The 15,682-nt window shown below is 71.3% G+C and carries 13 protein-coding genes; 7 read left to right on the top strand and 6 right to left on the bottom strand.

Going from position 1 to position 15,682, the window contains the following annotated elements; translation table 11 throughout:
- Window positions 1–87: 87 nt before the first annotated feature.
- The gene (locus tag C4U03_RS10050; RefSeq protein WP_235017738.1) at window positions 88–2,589 is read left to right on the top strand and encodes a penicillin acylase family protein; all 2,502 of its coding nucleotides are present in this window, start codon (window positions 88–90) and stop codon (window positions 2,587–2,589) included.
- An 18-nt stretch (window positions 2,590–2,607) separates the two neighbouring features.
- Here the strand turns inward: C4U03_RS10050 and C4U03_RS10045 are convergent, their stop codons facing one another.
- On the bottom strand, window positions 2,608–3,672 hold the full coding sequence (locus C4U03_RS10045) for a M4 family metallopeptidase (RefSeq protein ID WP_160146939.1): 1,065 nt from the start codon (window positions 3,670–3,672) through the stop codon (window positions 2,608–2,610).
- A 178-nt stretch (window positions 3,673–3,850) separates the two neighbouring features.
- Between C4U03_RS10045 and C4U03_RS10040 the strand changes: the two genes are divergently transcribed.
- Window positions 3,851–4,915 (top strand): DUF4192 domain-containing protein, encoded by a 1,065-nt coding sequence (locus C4U03_RS10040; protein WP_103937397.1) that lies wholly within the window; start codon window positions 3,851–3,853, stop codon window positions 4,913–4,915.
- Window positions 4,916–5,114: 199 nt separating this feature from the next.
- Here the strand turns inward: C4U03_RS10040 and C4U03_RS10035 are convergent, their stop codons facing one another.
- Entirely contained in the window at window positions 5,115–5,486 is a 372-nt protein-coding gene (locus C4U03_RS10035; RefSeq protein WP_103937396.1) for a hypothetical protein, read from the bottom strand.
- A 582-nt stretch (window positions 5,487–6,068) separates the two neighbouring features.
- On the opposite strand from C4U03_RS10035, the gene C4U03_RS10030 reads away from it, so the two are divergent.
- The 3 genes from C4U03_RS10030 to C4U03_RS10020 all read left to right on the top strand — a co-directional run bounded on the left by C4U03_RS10030 (window position 6,069) and on the right by C4U03_RS10020 (window position 9,581).
- The gene (locus C4U03_RS10030) at window positions 6,069–6,596 is read left to right on the top strand and encodes a DUF1707 and DUF4870 domain-containing protein (protein WP_103937395.1); all 528 of its coding nucleotides are present in this window, start codon (window positions 6,069–6,071) and stop codon (window positions 6,594–6,596) included.
- Window positions 6,597–6,898: 302 nt separating this feature from the next.
- Window positions 6,899–8,266, top strand: coding sequence for an FAD-binding oxidoreductase (locus C4U03_RS10025; RefSeq protein WP_103937394.1), 1,368 nt, complete (start codon window positions 6,899–6,901; stop codon window positions 8,264–8,266).
- 52 nt (window positions 8,267–8,318) lie between these two features.
- On the top strand, window positions 8,319–9,581 hold the full coding sequence (locus C4U03_RS10020; protein WP_103937393.1) for an SAM-dependent methyltransferase: 1,263 nt from the start codon (window positions 8,319–8,321) through the stop codon (window positions 9,579–9,581).
- 28 nt (window positions 9,582–9,609) lie between these two features.
- Here C4U03_RS10020 and C4U03_RS10015 read toward each other — a convergent pair whose 3' ends face one another.
- From C4U03_RS10015 to C4U03_RS10005, 3 genes are all read right to left on the bottom strand, one after another.
- The gene (locus tag C4U03_RS10015; RefSeq protein ID WP_103937392.1) at window positions 9,610–10,596 is read right to left on the bottom strand and encodes a hypothetical protein; all 987 of its coding nucleotides are present in this window, start codon (window positions 10,594–10,596) and stop codon (window positions 9,610–9,612) included.
- A gap of 68 nt (window positions 10,597–10,664) precedes the next feature.
- Complete coding sequence (locus C4U03_RS10010; protein WP_103937478.1) at window positions 10,665–11,300, bottom strand: RNA polymerase sigma factor; 636 nt, start codon at window positions 11,298–11,300, stop codon at window positions 10,665–10,667.
- Between the two features lie 328 nt (window positions 11,301–11,628).
- On the bottom strand, window positions 11,629–12,051 hold the full coding sequence (locus C4U03_RS10005) for a CBS domain-containing protein (RefSeq protein WP_103937391.1): 423 nt from the start codon (window positions 12,049–12,051) through the stop codon (window positions 11,629–11,631).
- 203 nt (window positions 12,052–12,254) lie between these two features.
- Between C4U03_RS10005 and C4U03_RS10000 the strand changes: the two genes are divergently transcribed.
- Window positions 12,255–13,076, top strand: a complete 822-nt coding sequence (locus tag C4U03_RS10000; protein ID WP_160146938.1) for a class I SAM-dependent methyltransferase — start codon at window positions 12,255–12,257, stop codon at window positions 13,074–13,076.
- An 85-nt stretch (window positions 13,077–13,161) separates the two neighbouring features.
- Here the strand turns inward: C4U03_RS10000 and C4U03_RS09995 are convergent, their stop codons facing one another.
- Window positions 13,162–14,538: an aspartate aminotransferase family protein gene (locus C4U03_RS09995; protein WP_103937389.1), complete on the bottom strand. Its 1,377-nt coding sequence runs from the start codon at window positions 14,536–14,538 to the stop codon at window positions 13,162–13,164.
- A gap of 252 nt (window positions 14,539–14,790) precedes the next feature.
- Here C4U03_RS09995 and C4U03_RS09990 point away from each other — a divergent pair, with 252 nt between their 5' ends.
- Window positions 14,791–15,660, top strand: a complete 870-nt coding sequence (locus C4U03_RS09990; RefSeq protein WP_103937388.1) for an alpha/beta fold hydrolase — start codon at window positions 14,791–14,793, stop codon at window positions 15,658–15,660.
- Window positions 15,661–15,682: the final 22 nt, after the last annotated feature.

The raw sequence follows: 15,682 nt of genomic DNA, 5'->3' as shown, positions 1-15,682 counted from the left end.
CGCCTGTCGACACCGCGCGCCGGGCGTGTCCCCATCGTGATCCTTCCTGCCCTAGGCTGCGGAAACCCCCGCATGGAAGGAGCCGGTGTGGCCCGGTTCGCCCCGCTCGCCCCCCTGCCGCGTCCCGTCCGCTGGGCCGTACGGACCCTGGTCGTCCTGCTGGTGCTCGTGTTGCTGCTCACCCTGTGGGTCGTGTGGACGGTACGGCGCTCGTTCCCCGACCTGGACGGCGAGGCGAAGCTGCCCGGCCTGCGCGCGGAAGTCACCGTCCACCGCGACAAGTGGGGGATCCCGCACCTGTACGGCGACAGCGGCGAGGACCTGATGCGTGCCCAGGGCTATGTGCACGCTCAGGACCGCTTCTGGGAGATGGACTTCCGGCGGCACGTCACATCCGGGCGCCTGTCGGAACTGTTCGGCGAGACCACCCTCGACACCGACAAGGTCGTACGGACGATGGGGTGGCGGCGGGTCGCCGAGCAGGAGGTCCCCCTGCTGTCGCCACGGACAAGGCGTTATCTCGACGCCTACGCCCAGGGTGTCAACGCGTGGCTGAAGGAGCACGGCAACACCTCCACGCAAAGCCTGGAATACGCCGTCCTGGGCTTCCAGCGCTCCGGCTACACACCGGAGCCGTGGACCCCCGCCGACTCGGTGGCCTGGCTCAAGGCGATGGCCTGGGACCTGCGCTCCAACATGGAGGACGAACTGGGGCGCGCCCTGGCCGCCACCAAGGTGGACAAGGCCCGGGTCGACCAGCTTTACCCGGCCTACGACTTCGACCGCTTCCCCTCCATCGTCACGGGCGGCAAGGTCAAAGACGACGCGTTCCAGCCGGAGGGCGACGCCGCGCCGGCCGGGTCCGCCCGCTCCCGCGCCATCGCCCCCATCCTGGAGAACGTCACACGGGCCATCAGGGCCATGCCGCCGATGATGGGCAACGGGGCGCCCGGCATCGGCTCCAACTCCTGGGTGGTCGCCGGAAGCCGCACCACCACCGGCAAGCCGCTGCTCGCCAACGACCCGCACCTGGCCCCGCACATGCCGTCCATCTGGTACCAGGCCGGGCTGCACTGCACACGGGTCTCCGAGGAGTGCCCCTTCGACGTCACCGGCTTCACCTTCTCCGGCGTGCCCGGCGTGGTCATCGGCCACAACGCCCGGATCGCCTGGGGCTTCACCAACCTGGGACCGGACGTCAGCGACCTGTACCTGGAGAAGGTCACCGACCGGACCTACGAGTACAAGGGTGCCCAGGAGCCCCTGCAGACCCGCGTCGAGGAGATCAAGGTCGCCGGCTCCGACCCCGTCCGGCTCACCGTCCGCTCCACCCGGCACGGCCCGCTCATCTCCGACGTCATGGACGACGCCAAGACCGCCGGGCAGGGCATGGCCGTGGCGATGAGCTGGGTCGCCCTCGAACCCCGGCCGACCGCCGACGCCATCGTGGCGATGAACGCCGCGCAGAACTGGGAGCAGTTCCGGGCGGCGGCCAAGCTGTTCGAGGTGCCCGCGCAGAACCTGGTGTACGCCGACGTGGACGGCAACATCGGCTACCAGGCGCCCGGCCGCATCCCCGTCCGCGCCAAGGGCGACGGCACCTGGCCGGTGCCCGGCTGGACGGGGGAGTACGAGTGGACGGGCTACCTCGACTTCGATGAGCTGCCCACCGTCTACAACCCCAAGGCGGGCTACATCGTCACCGCCAACAACGCCGCCGTCGGCCCCCAGTACCAGCACCTGCTCACCAAGGACTGGTCCTACGGCTACCGGGCGGACCGCATCGACGAACTCGTCGCCTCCACCGCGAAGATGGACGCCGGTGCCATGAGCCGTATCCAGATGGACAGCCGTAACGGGTTCGCCCCCACGCTCGTGCCGCATCTGCTGCGCGTGGGCGGGCCTGATGTGGAGCTGCTGCGCGGCTGGAACTTCGACCAGGCGCGCGACTCGGCCCCGGCGGCCTACTTCAACGCCATATGGCGGCACCTGGTCATCGGCGCGTTCAACGACGAGCTTCCCGAGGGGGCGCGTCCGGACGGCGGCGACCGCTGGTTCGAGGTCGTCCGCGGCCTGCTGGACCGCCCCGACGATCCCTGGTGGGACGACGCCGGCACGCCCTCGGCCAAGGAGACCCGGGACGACGTCCTGCGCCAGGCCGTCAAGGCGGCCCACACCGAGCTGACCGGCAGGCTCGGCGACGACCCCCGCGCATGGCGGTGGGGAGACCTGCACACGCTCCAACTCACCAACGACACCTTCGGCACATCGGGGATCGCCCCCATCGAGTGGCTGTTCAACCGCGGCCCGCTCAAGCTGTCCGGCGGCGCCTCCATCGTCAACGCCACCGGGTGGGACGCCCAGGAGGGCTATGAGGTCACCTGGGTGCCGTCCATGCGGATGGTCGCCGACCTGGCCGACCTCGACCGGTCGCGCTGGATTAACCTGACCGGGGCCTCCGGGCACGCCTTCCACGACAACTACGCCGACCAGTCCCGGTTGTGGGCCGACGGCGAGACCATCCCCATGCGCTCCCGGACCGACTCCGTACGCGGCGCGGCCGAGCACACCCTCACGCTCACGCCGTGAGGAGCGGGGAGGGCCGTGTCAGGACGGTCGCCATCTGCCGTTCAGGCCGACCTCGGCGAAGGCCCGGTTGACGGCCAGGTAGCTCGGGCTTTTCGCGCCGTACAGGTCGGCCGTGGCGCGGAGGGCCGCCGTGCGGAAGTCCTCGAATCCCGGGCTGCTCGCCAGATGTCTGGTCAGCGCCCGGTAGACGATCTGCTCCGCGACGGTGCGGCCCTCCGCCTCGGTGCGGCCGAGATAACGCACCATCCTGTAGTAGGCATGGCTGATGACGGTGCTGTTGTAATGAGAGTTCTGGTTGGTGAGGTCGATGAGCCCGGACCTGTACTGCGACACGTGCGCCGGGTGCCCGAAACGGCGGGGGTTCGACAGGTCGCGTAGGACGCCGCGCTCGGTGCTCTCGCCTATCTGCCAGTTCTGGTCGACGTTGCTGGCGAAGATGTCGGCCAGCGCCTCGTTCAGGGCCGCAGGCTGACCGTAGTTGGCCAGACCTGCGGTGGCACTCACGACTCCGTGAGTGAACTCGTGGGCCACCACGTCGAGTGTGGCGTCCCGCCCGACGGTCATGCGCCACAGCTCTAGGTTCCACTCCGCTTCCGAGTCGTCGTCGACCTCGACGTTGAGCCGGCCGCCCCGGCCGTCGAAGGAGTTGCGCCCGAACCGATCCCAGAAGTACGTGCCGACCGTTCCCAGGTACTGGTAGACCCGGTCGATCACGGGATCCCCGGTCGGCGGGCCGCCTTCCCGTCGTTCGACGCGCTTGCCGATGCCGGTGGAGCGGTAGACCCGGCGGTTCATACGCGGCTGTCCCGGCCGGTGGGGCAGCGGTGGCCTGGCGGTCGCCGGGGGGATGGACGGCCGCGGGATGAGCGCGGGACCGCCCGCGGGGGGACCGATCCCTCTCCGGCGGCAGGTCTCCGGGGAGAATCCGCACATGGCCTGGTCGACCTTCACTACGGCCAGGCCGGGTAGCCCCGAGGTTGCCAGCGCTCCGGCGAGTCCGGCGGCCAGCAGCAGCAACCCGGCGTATTCGGTCGCGGTCGCGCCACGGTCGCCCCGGATCGTGTTCCGCCATCTGCAGACCATGCCGGGGAGCATGACATCTCCGCGAGGAACGTACATGGGTTCGGAGGCCCAGCCCGAGGCCCATTACGAGGGTGTGATGACCGGCCTCCTCGTGTCACCCGCGTCCCCGCATTGGACGGTTGTCCACAGTGCCGTCAGGGTCTGTCGACGGCCGCTCCCGGTTGGCAGGCTCAGGGGCATGAACAGCCCCACGACCCGCACCGAGCGGCCCACCCTGAAGATCCAGTCGCCGCACGACGCCGTCTCCGCCGTGCCCTACCTGCTCGGCTTCCACCCCGCCGACAGCCTGGTCGCCATCGGGTTCGACGGGCCCGGCGCCACGTGCGCGCTGCGGTTGGATTTACCGCGTCCCGGCACCGCCGACCTGCCGCACGGGCTCGCGGAGCACGTCAGCGACCTGCTGGCCCGCAACGGCTTCCGCCAGGCCCTCCTGCTCGGCTACGGCGCACCGGAGCGCGTCACGCCGCTCATCGACGCCTCCCGGCAGGTGCTGGCCGCCCGCGGCATCACCGTCAGGGAGGCCCTGCGCGTGGCGGACGGCCGCTGGTGGTCCTACCTCTGCCAGGAGCCCGCCTGCTGCCCGCCGGAGGGCACCGCGTACGACATCTCCTCCAGCGTGGTGGCGGCCGAGGCCACCCTCGCGGGCCACGTCGCCTACGCCGACCGCGCCGAGCTCCAGCGCACCGTCGCTCCGCTCACCGGCCCCGCCCGGCAGGCCATGCGGGAGGCCACCGACCGCGCCGAGGCGCGTTTCCTCCTCTGGGCCGCCGGCGGTCTCCAACCCGCCCAGATCCGTGAACGGATGGTCGAGGAGGCCGTTCCCCTCATCGCCGGGCTCACCGCCCGCGCCGCCGGCGCCGATCCGCCCTCGGACGACGAGATCGCCTGGCTGGGCGTCCTGCTCACCGACCTGCGGGTACGCGACGAGGCATGGGTCCGCATGAACGCCGACGACCCCGCCGCGGACATCGCGTTCTGGCGCGACGTCCTGCGCCGCGTCGAGGACCCCTACGCCGCGGCCCCGGCCTGCCTGCTGGCCTACGCCGCCTACACCAACGGCGACGGCGGCCTCGCCAACGTCGCCCTCGACCGCGCACTGGCGACCGACCCCGCCTACTCCCTGGCCGGCATCCTCCGCGAAGTCATCGACGCGGGCATCCCCCCGTCCAAGGCCCGCCTGAGCCTGACCCCCGAAGAACTCGCCGCCGCCTACGCCGAACAGGACCAGAACCCCCCACCGTGAAAGCCGCCCGGGGTCTTGCGGCCACCCCGGCCGCAAGACCACCCCCGCGCCCACGGGCGGAACACGGGCAGAAAACACGGGCAGGGAAGCCGAGCCTGATCGCCGTACGGCCGTGTGCTGTGCGGTCCCCGGCCGGGCGACCGCTTTGACGCCGTGGCTGAGCGACCGCTTTCGCGTTCCCGTGCTGTACGGGAGGAGGTCAGGAGGAGACGGCCTCGCCGGGGGAGCCGGGGTCGAGGCGGCGGTCGCGGTTGCGTTCGTTCCAGGCGCGCATCCGCGGCGGGTAGCCGACCAGCTGGACGTCGTAGACCGGGAGGCCGAGGTCACGGGCAACCTTGTGGATGACCTGGGGGGCGCCGACGCGGCGGCGGGTCCATTCGCCGTCGGAGGCGACGGCGACCGCGGTGGTGTCGGTGGCGAAGGTCTCGGGCTCGACGAAGAACTCCACGCCCTGGCGGCTGCGGGCGAAGGCGATCAGCGCCTCGATGTCGGCGTCGGTCGCCTCCCGATCCAGCTTGGCGACCCTAACGCCCCGCCACTTGCGGATTCCGAATCGGTCACGGAACCTCATCCGATCGCCCTGCCATTCGGTGTTCGCGGCATCCCAACCCCGAAGGAGCCCATTCGTCGAGATGACAACGGTTGATATGTCCGGCTGGTTCCCCAACCCTAGAGGGCCGGCCGTCACCGGAGCCCCACCCGGCCGAAACCGGCCGACCGGAACGCCCAGGTCCAGCGGTGCCCACACCGCGCCGGTGCGGCTTTCCGGGCGTGGAGCGTGTGGGCTCAGGAGAGCGCCTCCGGGTGTCCATCCCGCGCCGGTGCGGCTTTCCGGGCGTGGGACGTGCTGGCTCGGGAGAAGGTCCCCGGGTGTCAGCCCCGCGACGGTATGGCTTTCCCAGGTGCGCTGCCGCCATCCGGTTGAGGCCGCCGCCGTCTTCGCCGTCTCCGCTGTTGGCTGTTGGCGTTGTTCGCCGGGTGCTTCCTGGGCGCCGCCAGGGTGATGGAGCCGTCCGGTGCGGGACGGACCGTCGTGGTCATGCCGTCGGAGATGGCCGGAGGGCAGCACCCTGAGCAGGGTGGTCGCCGGATCAGGGGAAGGCCAGGGTCTTCCCCGATGACCGGGGGACGGCCGGGAACCGACCATGAAGGCATGGACAACGGTGGATACACGGTGACGGGGCTGAGGATTTCGGACGCCGAGCGGGAGCCGGCGATCGAGAGTCTCAAGGAGGCGTACGCCGAAGGGCGGCTGGACCACGAAGAGTTCGACATGCGGATGCACCTGGCGATGACGGCCAAGACCCACAGCGAACTGGCGGCGGTGGTGGCCGACCTGGGACGGCCGGTGCCGCAGTACGCGTCCAAGGAGGTCGTGGCAGGGGCGGCCGATGGAGAGGACCGGATGCTGGCCGCGCTGGCGCACGGCTCGGGCATGGTGCCGGTCATCATCCCGCCCCTGGCGATCATGCTGCTCAGCGGCCGGCGGTCGCAGTACGTGCGGCGCCACGCGGCCGAGGCGCTGAACTTCCAGCTCACCCTGCTGCTGGTGACGATCGTGACGTTCGGGCTGGGCGGTGTCGTGTACGCGGTGGCGTGGATCGCCGCCCTGGTCGGCGCCGTGGTCGCGCTCACCGGCCAGGACTTTCGCTACCCGTGGATCCTGCGCGCGATCAAGTGACGCACCCCTCCCCAGGGGGAGGGACACCGGGCCGGTGCGCCGCTCGCCGGCCCGTCGGGCCCGTCGGGTCGCGCCGCTCGCAGGTCGGGCCGGCTAGTCGGACTGCTCGCAGGTCAGGCAGGTGGAGTCGGGCTGCTCGCAGGTCGGGCCGGTCGGGTCGTGCTGCTCGCGAGTCAGGCCGGTTGAGCCGGCGCAAAGCCCTTTCCGGATCCCGCTTCGGCGGCGGCTGTGACGACCATAACGAGTGGGATGGCTGGATCAGACATGGGATGATCGGTTTACTGGTCACGGAAAGGGGCGCGATGACACAGCTGGCGGTCAGAGACGACCACGAGCGGGCGGTCGAGGCACTGCGAAGGTCGTATGAGGCGATCCCGCCGGGCACGCCGGTGCGCCTGGCCAAACGTACCTCCAACCTGTTCCGGTTCCGCGAGCCCGGCAGCGCGCCGGGGCTGGACGTGTCCGGGTTCGACAAGGTGCTCGCGGTCGATCCCGAGACGCGCACCGCCGAGGTGCAGGGCATGACCACCTACGAGGACCTGGTCGACGCGACCCTGCCGCACGGGCTGATGCCGCTGGTCGTCCCGCAGCTCAAGACCATCACGCTGGGCGGGGCGGTGACCGGGCTCGGCATCGAGTCCACCTCGTTCCGCAACGGGCTGCCGCACGAGTCGGTGCTGGAGATGCAGGTCATCACCGGGGCCGGGCAGGTGGTCACCGCCACCCGCGACGGCGAGCACGCCGACCTGTTCTGGGGTTTCCCCAACTCCTACGGGACGCTCGGCTACACGCTGAAGCTGAAGATAGAGCTGGAGCCGGTCAAACCGTACGTGCGGCTGCGGCACCTGCGCTTCGACGACGCGCAGGCGTGCGCCGCCAAGCTCAAGGAGCTGAGCGAGAGCCGCTCGCACGAAGACGAGCCGGTGGACTTCCTGGACGGCACCGTGTTCGGCCCGCGCGAGGCGTACCTGACGGTGGGCACGTTCACCGACAAGGCCCCGTACGTGTCGGACTACACCGGGCAGCGCATCTACTACCAGTCGATCCAGCAGCGGAGCATCGACTACCTGACCATCCGCGACTACATCTGGCGCTGGGACACCGACTGGTTCTGGTGCTCGGGCGCGTTCGGGGTGCAGCGGCCGCTGGTGCGACGGCTGTGGCCCGACCAGGCCAAGCGGTCGGACGTGTACCGCAGGCTGGTGGCCTACGAGAAGCGCTTCCACTTCAAGGCGCGCATCGACCGGTGGACGGGCAAGCCGCCGCGCGAGGACGTCATCCAGGACATCGAGGTGCCGGTGGACCGGCTGCCGGAGTTCCTGGAGTTCTTCCACGACAAGGTCGGGATGAGCCCGGTGTGGCTGTGCCCGTTGCGGGCCCGCGAGCGGTGGCCGCTGTACCCGCTGGAGCCCGCCGCCACCTACGTCAACGTCGGCTTCTGGGGCACGGTGCCCCTGCGGCCCGGGCAGATGCCCGAGTACCACAACCGCCTGATCGAGCGGAGGGTCGCCGCGCTGGACGGCCACAAGTCGCTTTACTCGACGGCCTTCTACTCGCGCGAGGAGTTCTGGCGTCACTACGACGGGGAAACCTATCGGCGTCTGAAGTCGATGTACGACCCCGAAGCACGCCTGCTGGATCTCTACGACAAGTGCGTGCGGGGCCGCTGACCGATCGTCGGGGGGACGGCCCGCCGGGCCGGGAAAGGACAGGAGAGAAGCGATGACGCTGGCGAAGGTCTTCGAGGAGCTAGTGGGGGCGGGAGCCCCCGTGGAGCTCACCGCCTACGACGGTTCGAGGGCCGGTCTCCTCGACGCCGACCTGCGGGTCCACGTCAAGTCGCCGTACGCGATGTCCTATCTGGTGCACTCGCCGGGCGCCCTCGGGCTGGCCCGCGCGTACGTGTCGGGGCACCTGGACGTCCACGGCGACATCTACACGCTGCTGCACGAGATGACGCAGCTGATGGACTCCATGACGGTGCAGGCCCGGCTGCGGCTGCTGGCCGGCGTCATCGACGATCCCCTGCTGCGCGCGGCCGTCAGCCGCCGGCTGGAGCCGCCGCCGCAGGAGGTGCGGACCGGCCGCACCTCCTGGCTGCGGCACACCAAACGGCGGGACGCGCGGGCGATTTCCCACCACTACGACGTGTCCAACACTTTCTACGAGTGGGTACTGGGCCCGTCGATGGCCTACACCTGCGCCTGCTACCCGAGCGAGGACGCGACGCTGGAGGAGGCGCAGTTCCACAAGTTCGACCTGGTCGCCAAGAAGCTCGGGCTGCGGCCCGGCATGCGGCTGCTGGACGTGGGCTGCGGCTGGGGCGGCATGGTGATGCACGCCGCCAAGCACTACGGCGTGCAGGCGCTGGGCGTCACGCTGTCCAAGCAGCAGGCCGAGTGGGCGCAGAAGGCCATCGCGGAGGCGGGGCTGACGGAGCTGGCCGAGGTCCGCCACCTGGACTACCGGGACGTGCAGGAGGGCGACTTTGACGCGGTCAGCTCAATCGGGCTCACCGAGCACATTGGCAAGGCCAACCTGCCGTCCTACTTCGGCTTCCTGTACGGCAAGCTCAAGCCAGGCGGGCGGCTGCTCAACCACTGCATCACCCGGCCCGACAACACCCAGCCGTCGATGAAGAAGGGCGGCTTCATCAACCGGTACGTGTTCCCGGACGGGGAACTGGAGGGGCCGGGCTACCTCCAGTCCCAGATGAACGACACCGGCTTTGAGATCCGTCACCAGGAGAACCTGCGCGAGCACTACGCCCGCACGCTGGCGGAATGGTGCCGCAACCTCGACGACCACTGGCAGGAGGCGGTGGCCGAGGTCGGCGAGGGCACCGCGCGGGTGTGGCGGCTCTACATGGCCGGCTGCCGGCTGGGCTTCGAGCGCAACTGGATCCAGCTGCACCAGGTGCTGGGCGTCAAGCTCGACGGCGACGGCGACGCCCGGATGCCGCTGCGCCCGGACTGGGGGGCCTGAGGCACGCCGGCCGCCGCCGGCGCCGCTGTCAGCGGGCTTTGGGAACGGCGACCGGGGCGGCGACGCCGTCGCCCTGGTCACCGTCCTGGTTGTCGGGCAGGTCCGGTGGGGCCTTGCGCGGCTCGTTCCGGGGCTTCGGCGGCTTCACCTTGTCCGGCTTCTCGGGCTTGTCAGGCTTGTTTGGGTTATTCGGCTTTTCCGGATCGCCGGGCGGGTCGGCCGGGTCGGGTGGTGTGATCCCGGGCAGGCCGTCGTCTCCGGAGTCGTTGCCCGGCCGGTCCTCGTCGCGCCCGTCGCCGGAAGGGGTCTCCGAGTCGTCGCCGGGCCTGGTGGCGCTCGGGGAGGCGTTGCGGGCCGCGGCCTCCAGCACCCGCGTGCAGTAGCCGTCCACATGCTCGCCGCCGCCCGCCTGCGTCGCTAGCGAGGAGAAGACCGGGCTGCGGCGCGCGGCCCCGGGGTCGTCCTGGACGGCGGCGGTGTAGGCGCGGCAGAGCCGTACCGTTGCGGGCGCGGGAACGAACGGAACGGACGGCGTGGGCGAGGCCCCGGAGGGGCCGGAGGGCCGTTGCCCGGTCCGTTCGGACGAGGACGGTGCGGTGGGGTCGGCCTTCGGCGGCTCCTGCGGCCCCCACGCCAGCGGCAGCGTGCCCGTGCTCGACGCCAGGGCAACGCCCGTGGCCGTGGTGACCGTCAGCGCCAATGTGGCGACCTTCGCCGAGAACAACGAGGTGACCTTCGCCGAGAACAGCGAGGTGACCCGGACGCGGGTGCGGCCGGCCCGCACGGGCGCCACGGCCCGCCGTACCCGGAAGGCGGCCGCGGCGGCCTCCTCACCGGTCAGCTCCGCTGCGGTCGCGGGCGCCGCGGCGGCCTGCAGCAGCCGGGCGAGCGGGTCGGCCGGCTCCCCGGCGGGACCGGGGGCCTGCGGCGGCGGGCCGGGCTGCGGACGTGTCGCGGCGGCGTCGAGCATCCGCTCGGCGTCCCCGCGGTCGATCCGACGGCCATCTGCGTTCATCTTGTTCCTTCTGCGTCCCGGGCCGAGCCCGCGTCACACCTTCCCGTCCGTCCCGTCCGTCACCGTGCTCATGATCCTCTCTCGCCGAGCTTCTCCGAGAGCCTGCGCAGTCCCCGGTAGGCGGAGGTGCGGACGCTGCCCGCCCGTTTGCCCAGCACCCGTCCGGCCTCCCTGGCGTCCAGGCCGACCACCACCCGCAGCAGCACCGCCTCGGCCTGGTCGCGCGGCAGTTCCGCGATCAGCGCGATGGCCGCCTCGGTGGACAGCCGCTCCAGCACGTCGGTCTCGGTGTCGCGCGCACCGGCCCGTTCGGGAAACTCCTCCACCGGAAGGCTCACCCCGGGCCGGCGGCCGGCCCTGCGCAGATGGTCGATGGCGCGGTTGCGGGCGATCCGGGTGCTCCAGCCGCGGAACCGGTCGTAGTCGCCCCGGAACGTTCCCAGGTCCCTGGCGATCTGCAGCCAGGTGTCGGAGGCGACGTCGTCGGCGTCCGCGCCGACCAGGGCGCGCAGGTAACGGAGCAGCCTCGGCTGAATGTCCCGATACAGCGCCCGGAAGGCCGTCTCGTCCCCGTTGAGCGCCTCCCGCAGGGCCTCCTCGAGGTCCACTTCCTCGGTCCCGTCGGCCCGCGGTGCCCCGGAGGGGACCGGATGTCCTCGTGAAGGCTCGGCCACAGGGGAGGAGCGTTCCCGCGCGCCGTCCATGCCGTAGATGATGCAGGGTGCGCGGGGGGAGGCGGTAACCATTCGGGCGATCGACACCGGTTCGGTGGCGGGCTCGTGGTGATCTGGGGGACTTGGGGTGATCCTCGGGACGCCGGAGCCGGCACGGGTGCCGGGCGTGGACAGCGGGCCGATGCGGTGGGTCGCGGGCTGCTCGCAGGGGACATCGTGTGACGTTTGTACGCCTGTGAGCTTTGAGTGGTGTGTATCTGAAATGCCGATGGCTGGAAAGAAGTCCCGTTCCGCCGTCCCCTGACCGGGTCCCGCCCGCGCGACGGCGGGACCCGGCCCCCTGGGGATGTGGAGGCGGTCAGTGGTGCGGGACGAAGACCTTCTCGACGAATTCGGCGATCTGGTCCTCGGGGAGCTTCTGGCCGAGGTCGGCCTCGCTGATCATGCCGACCAGCCGCTTGTTCTCGATCACCGGGAGCCGCTTGATCCGGTGCTCCAGCATCTCCCGCAGTACCTCGGAGATGTCGGCGCTGGCCTCGACCCAGCGCGGCGTGCCCTCCGCCAACTCGCCGGCGGTGGCCTTGGACGGGTCGTGGCCGGCGGCGATGCACTTCACCACGATGTCGCGGTCGGTGATGATGCCGTGCAGCCGGTCGTCGGCGCCGCAGATCGGCAGCGCGCCGACGTCCATGTCGCGCATCATTTGGGCGGCCCGGTCCAGTGTTTCGCTCTCCGAGATGCACTGCACGCCCGAGTGCATGACATCGCGTGCCGTGGTCATGTGAACCCCCTTGTACGACGATGGTGCTGCCGCGGCCGCGGCGTTCCGGATGTGCCCGCCGCACCGGGCTCGATGCCCGATTTGTACTAATCTGGGGGTTTTGGTGGCCGGAGGTTGGTGCTCCGGCGCCGCGGCGGCCGGGCGGCGTTCGCCGGGAACGACCGCCGTCGTCCGTTGTCGGGGCGGCGTGTCATGCTCCGACCATGGAAAATCCCTCTGACATGAAGGCCGCCGTCGCCGGTGTCTTCGACCGGTCCGCGGACACCTACGAGCAACTTGGCCCCGAGTACTTCGGGCCCATGGGCCGCGCGCTGGCCGCCCGGGCCGCCCCGCGCCCCGGTGAGCGGGTGCTGGACCTGGGCTGCGGCCGAGGACACTGTCTGGTCCCGCTGGCCGAGGCGGTCGGTCCGCAGGGCCGGGTGGTCGGGATCGACCTGGCGCCCGGCATGGTGGCGGCGACCGCCGACGACGCCCGGCGGCGCGGGCTCAGCCAGGTCGACGTACGGGTGGGCGACGCCGCCGAGCCCGCCGTCGAGCCCGGCTCCTTCGACCTGGTCACGGCCGGATTCGTGATCTTCTTCATGCCGGACCCGGCGGCCGCGGCCGGGGCCTGGCTGCGGGCCCTGCGCCCGGGCGGCCGGCTGGCCATCAGCACCTTCAACGGGCAGGACCCCAACTACGAGCACCTGATGAAGGTCGTCGGGGCGTTCCTGCCCCAGCAGCAGGACCGGCCCCGGTTCGAGCTGTTCCGCACGGCCGAGTCGGTCACCGCCGTGCTCGACGAGGTCGGCTTCCAGGACGTCGAGCACGAGCACGTGACCTTCGAGACCCGTTTCACCGGCCCGGACCAGTGGTGGGAGTGGATCGGCTCGCACGGCGGCCGGGCGACGCTGGAGCGGCTGCCCGAGGACCGGGTCGAGGACGCCCGCGCCGCCGCGTACGAGGCCATGGAGGCCGCCCGTACCCCGGACGGGGCGCTGGCCATCTACACCGAGGTCCGCTACACCACCGCCCGCCGTCCCTGAGCCGGTGCCCAGGCCCACCGACGGGTCCGGGCGCGGCCGGTGGCCGTCTCCCGCGGGGAGGGGAGACGGCCACCGGGGTCCTCGGCTACAGCCGGTTGGACGCCTCCGACAGGACCGCGCGCAGGATCTGCTCGATCTCGTCGAAGTGCGACTGGTCGCAGATCAGCGGCGGGGCGAGCTGGACGACGGGGTCGCCGCGGTCGTCGGCGCGGCAGTACAGCCCGGCGTCGTAGAGGGCCTTGTCCACGAAGCCGCGCAGCAGCCGCTCGGCCTCGTCGTCGTCGAAGGTCTCCTTGGTGTTCTTGTCCTTGACCAGCTCAATCCCGTAGAAGAAGCCGTCGCCGCGCACGTCGCCGACGATCGGCAAGTCCAGCAGTTTCTCCAGGGTGGCGCGGAAGGCGCCCTCGTTGCGCCGCACGTGGCCGAGCAGGTCCTCGCGCTCGAACAGGTCGAGGTTGGCCATGGCCACCGCCGCCGACACCGGGTGCCCGCCGAAGGTGTAGCCGTGCGCGAACATCCGGGTGCCCTCCTTGAAGGGCTCGAACAGCCGGTCGGCGACCAGCATGCCGCCCAGCGGGGCGTACCCGGAGGTGATGCCCTTGGCGAAGGTGATGATGTCGGGCCGGTAGCCGAACTTCTGCGCGCCGAACATGGTGCCCAGCCGCCCGTAGGCGCAGATCACCTCGTCGGAGACCAGTAGCACGTCGTGCCGGTCGCAGATCTCGCGGACCCGCTGGAAGTAGCCGGGGGGCGGTGGGAAGCAGCCGCCGGCGTTCTGCACCGGCTCCAGGAACACCGCCGCGACCGTGTCGGGGCCCTCGAACTCGATGGCCTCCTCGATGCGGTCGGCGGCCCAGCGGCCGAACGCCTCGGGGTCGTCGCCGTGCTCGGGCGCCCGGTAGATGTTGGTGTTGGGCACCCGGAAGGCGCTGGGCACCAGCGGCTCGAAGGGCGCCTTGAGGCCGGGCAGCCCGGTCAGCGACAGCGCGCCGTGCGGGGTGCCGTGGTAGGCGATGGCCCGGCTGATCACCTTGTGCTTGGTGGGTCGGCCGGTGAGCTTGAAGTACTGCTTGGCCAGCTTCCAGGCGCTTTCCACCGCGTCACCGCCGCCGGTGGTGAAGAAGACCCGGTTGAGGTCGCCGGGGGCCAGCGCCGCCAGCCGCTCGGCCAGCTCGACCGCCTTGGGGTGCGCGTACGACCAGACCGGGAAGAAGGCCAGCTCGGCTGCCTGCTTGGCGGCGGCCTGGGCGAGCTCCTGGCGGCCGTGGCCCACCTGGGAGACGAACAGCCCGGCGAGCCCGTCGAGGTAGCGCTTGCCCTTGTCGTCGTAGATGTAGGCGCCGTCGCCGCGCACGATCACGGGGACCTCGCCGCCGTTCTCGAACGACGAGTGCCGGGTGAAGTGCATCCACAGGTGGTCGCGTGCGGCGCTCTGCAGGGGGTCCTGCGTCGGGTCCGTCATCACTCATCCTTGGTGCCGGGGCCGGCGGGGCGTCTCGGTCGCCCCGCCGCTTATGGATCCAGTTGTGCAGATCGTATATGACAACTGATTCGTTTGCTATCTAACGTTTCCGCCACGATATTCGCAGCGGGGGTGCGGGTTCGGGTGGCCCGGGACGCCGGGCGCCCGCCGAACGGGGCTCGGTATGCCTACCGAACGAGGCTCGGTCGGCGGTAACGTCGCGCCGTCGGCGTGCTGCGAACGGAGGCGTCCATGGACGTGATCGAGGCGAACGGGCTGGAGTTCGGCTACCTGGCCGAGGGGCCCGCCGACGGGCCGCTGGCGCTGTGCCTGCACGGGTTCCCCGACTCGGCGCACACCTGGCGGCACCTGCTGCCCGCACTGGCCGCCGCCGGATACCGCGCGGTCGCCCCGTTCATGCGGGGGTACGCGCCGACCTCGGTCCCGGCGGACGGCGCGTACCAGACGGGCGCGCTGGCCGCGGACGCCAACGCCCTGCACGAGGCGCTCGGCGGCGGGCCGGACGCGGTGCTGATCGGGCACGACTGGGGAGCCACGGCCGTCTACGCCGCCGTCGGGCACGAGCCCGGGCGATGGCGGCGCGCGGTCGCCATGGCGGTGCCGCCCAACCCTGTGCTGCTGTCGGGTTTCCTGACCTACGAGCAGCTCAAGCGCTCGTTCTATATCTTCGTGTTCCAGACGCCGCTGGGGGAGATGGCGCTGAACCGGGCTTTCGTCGAGGGGCTGTGGCGCGACTGGTCGCCAGGGTACGACGCCGACCGGGACGTCTCGCACGTCATGGACTGCCTGAGCGCGCCCGGCAACATCGCCGCCGCGCTCGGCTACTACCGGGCCATGCTCGACCCGTCCCGCCATGTCGCCGCCTACGCCGCCCAGCAGGAGGCGGCGGACAGGGTGGGGGAGCGACCGATCCTCTACATGCACGGGGTGGACGACGGCTGCCTGAACGTGGAGGTCGCCGGCGGCGCCACCGGCGCGCTGCCGCACCTGCCGCCGGGCTCGCGGGTCGAGCTGGTCGAGCGCGCCGGCCACTTCCTGCACCTGGAACGGCCGGAAACGGTCAACGCGCACATCCTGGACTGGCTGGCCGCCGAGAGGTGAACGCCCGCCGGGGGTGAACGCC

Source organism: Thermomonospora echinospora, assembly GCF_900108175.1.
In the GTDB taxonomy this organism is placed as follows: domain Bacteria; phylum Actinomycetota; class Actinomycetes; order Streptosporangiales; family Streptosporangiaceae; genus Thermomonospora; species Thermomonospora echinospora.
The sequence above is the reverse complement of the archived record's forward strand: the minus strand, read 5'-3'. Positions and strand labels throughout refer to the sequence as shown.

Coding starts and splice junctions, on each gene's coding strand:
- C4U03_RS09990 (WP_103937388.1), top strand. CDS start 14,791: ATGGACGTGATCGAGGCGAACGGGCTGGAGTTCGGCTACCTGGCCGAG.
- C4U03_RS10035 (WP_103937396.1), bottom strand. CDS start 5,486: ATGAGGTTCCGTGACCGATTCGGAATCCGCAAGTGGCGGGGCGTTAGG.
- C4U03_RS10025 (WP_103937394.1), top strand. CDS start 6,899: ATGACACAGCTGGCGGTCAGAGACGACCACGAGCGGGCGGTCGAGGCA.
- C4U03_RS10015 (WP_103937392.1), bottom strand. CDS start 10,596: ATGAACGCAGATGGCCGTCGGATCGACCGCGGGGACGCCGAGCGGATG.
- C4U03_RS10030 (WP_103937395.1), top strand. CDS start 6,069: ATGGACAACGGTGGATACACGGTGACGGGGCTGAGGATTTCGGACGCC.
- C4U03_RS10005 (WP_103937391.1), bottom strand. CDS start 12,051: ATGACCACGGCACGCGATGTCATGCACTCGGGCGTGCAGTGCATCTCG.
- C4U03_RS10000 (WP_160146938.1), top strand. CDS start 12,255: ATGGAAAATCCCTCTGACATGAAGGCCGCCGTCGCCGGTGTCTTCGAC.
- C4U03_RS10020 (WP_103937393.1), top strand. CDS start 8,319: ATGACGCTGGCGAAGGTCTTCGAGGAGCTAGTGGGGGCGGGAGCCCCC.
- C4U03_RS10010 (WP_103937478.1), bottom strand. CDS start 11,300: ATGGACGGCGCGCGGGAACGCTCCTCCCCTGTGGCCGAGCCTTCACGA.
- C4U03_RS10040 (WP_103937397.1), top strand. CDS start 3,851: ATGAACAGCCCCACGACCCGCACCGAGCGGCCCACCCTGAAGATCCAG.
- C4U03_RS09995 (WP_103937389.1), bottom strand. CDS start 14,538: ATGACGGACCCGACGCAGGACCCCCTGCAGAGCGCCGCACGCGACCAC.
- C4U03_RS10045 (WP_160146939.1), bottom strand. CDS start 3,672: ATGGTCTGCAGATGGCGGAACACGATCCGGGGCGACCGTGGCGCGACC.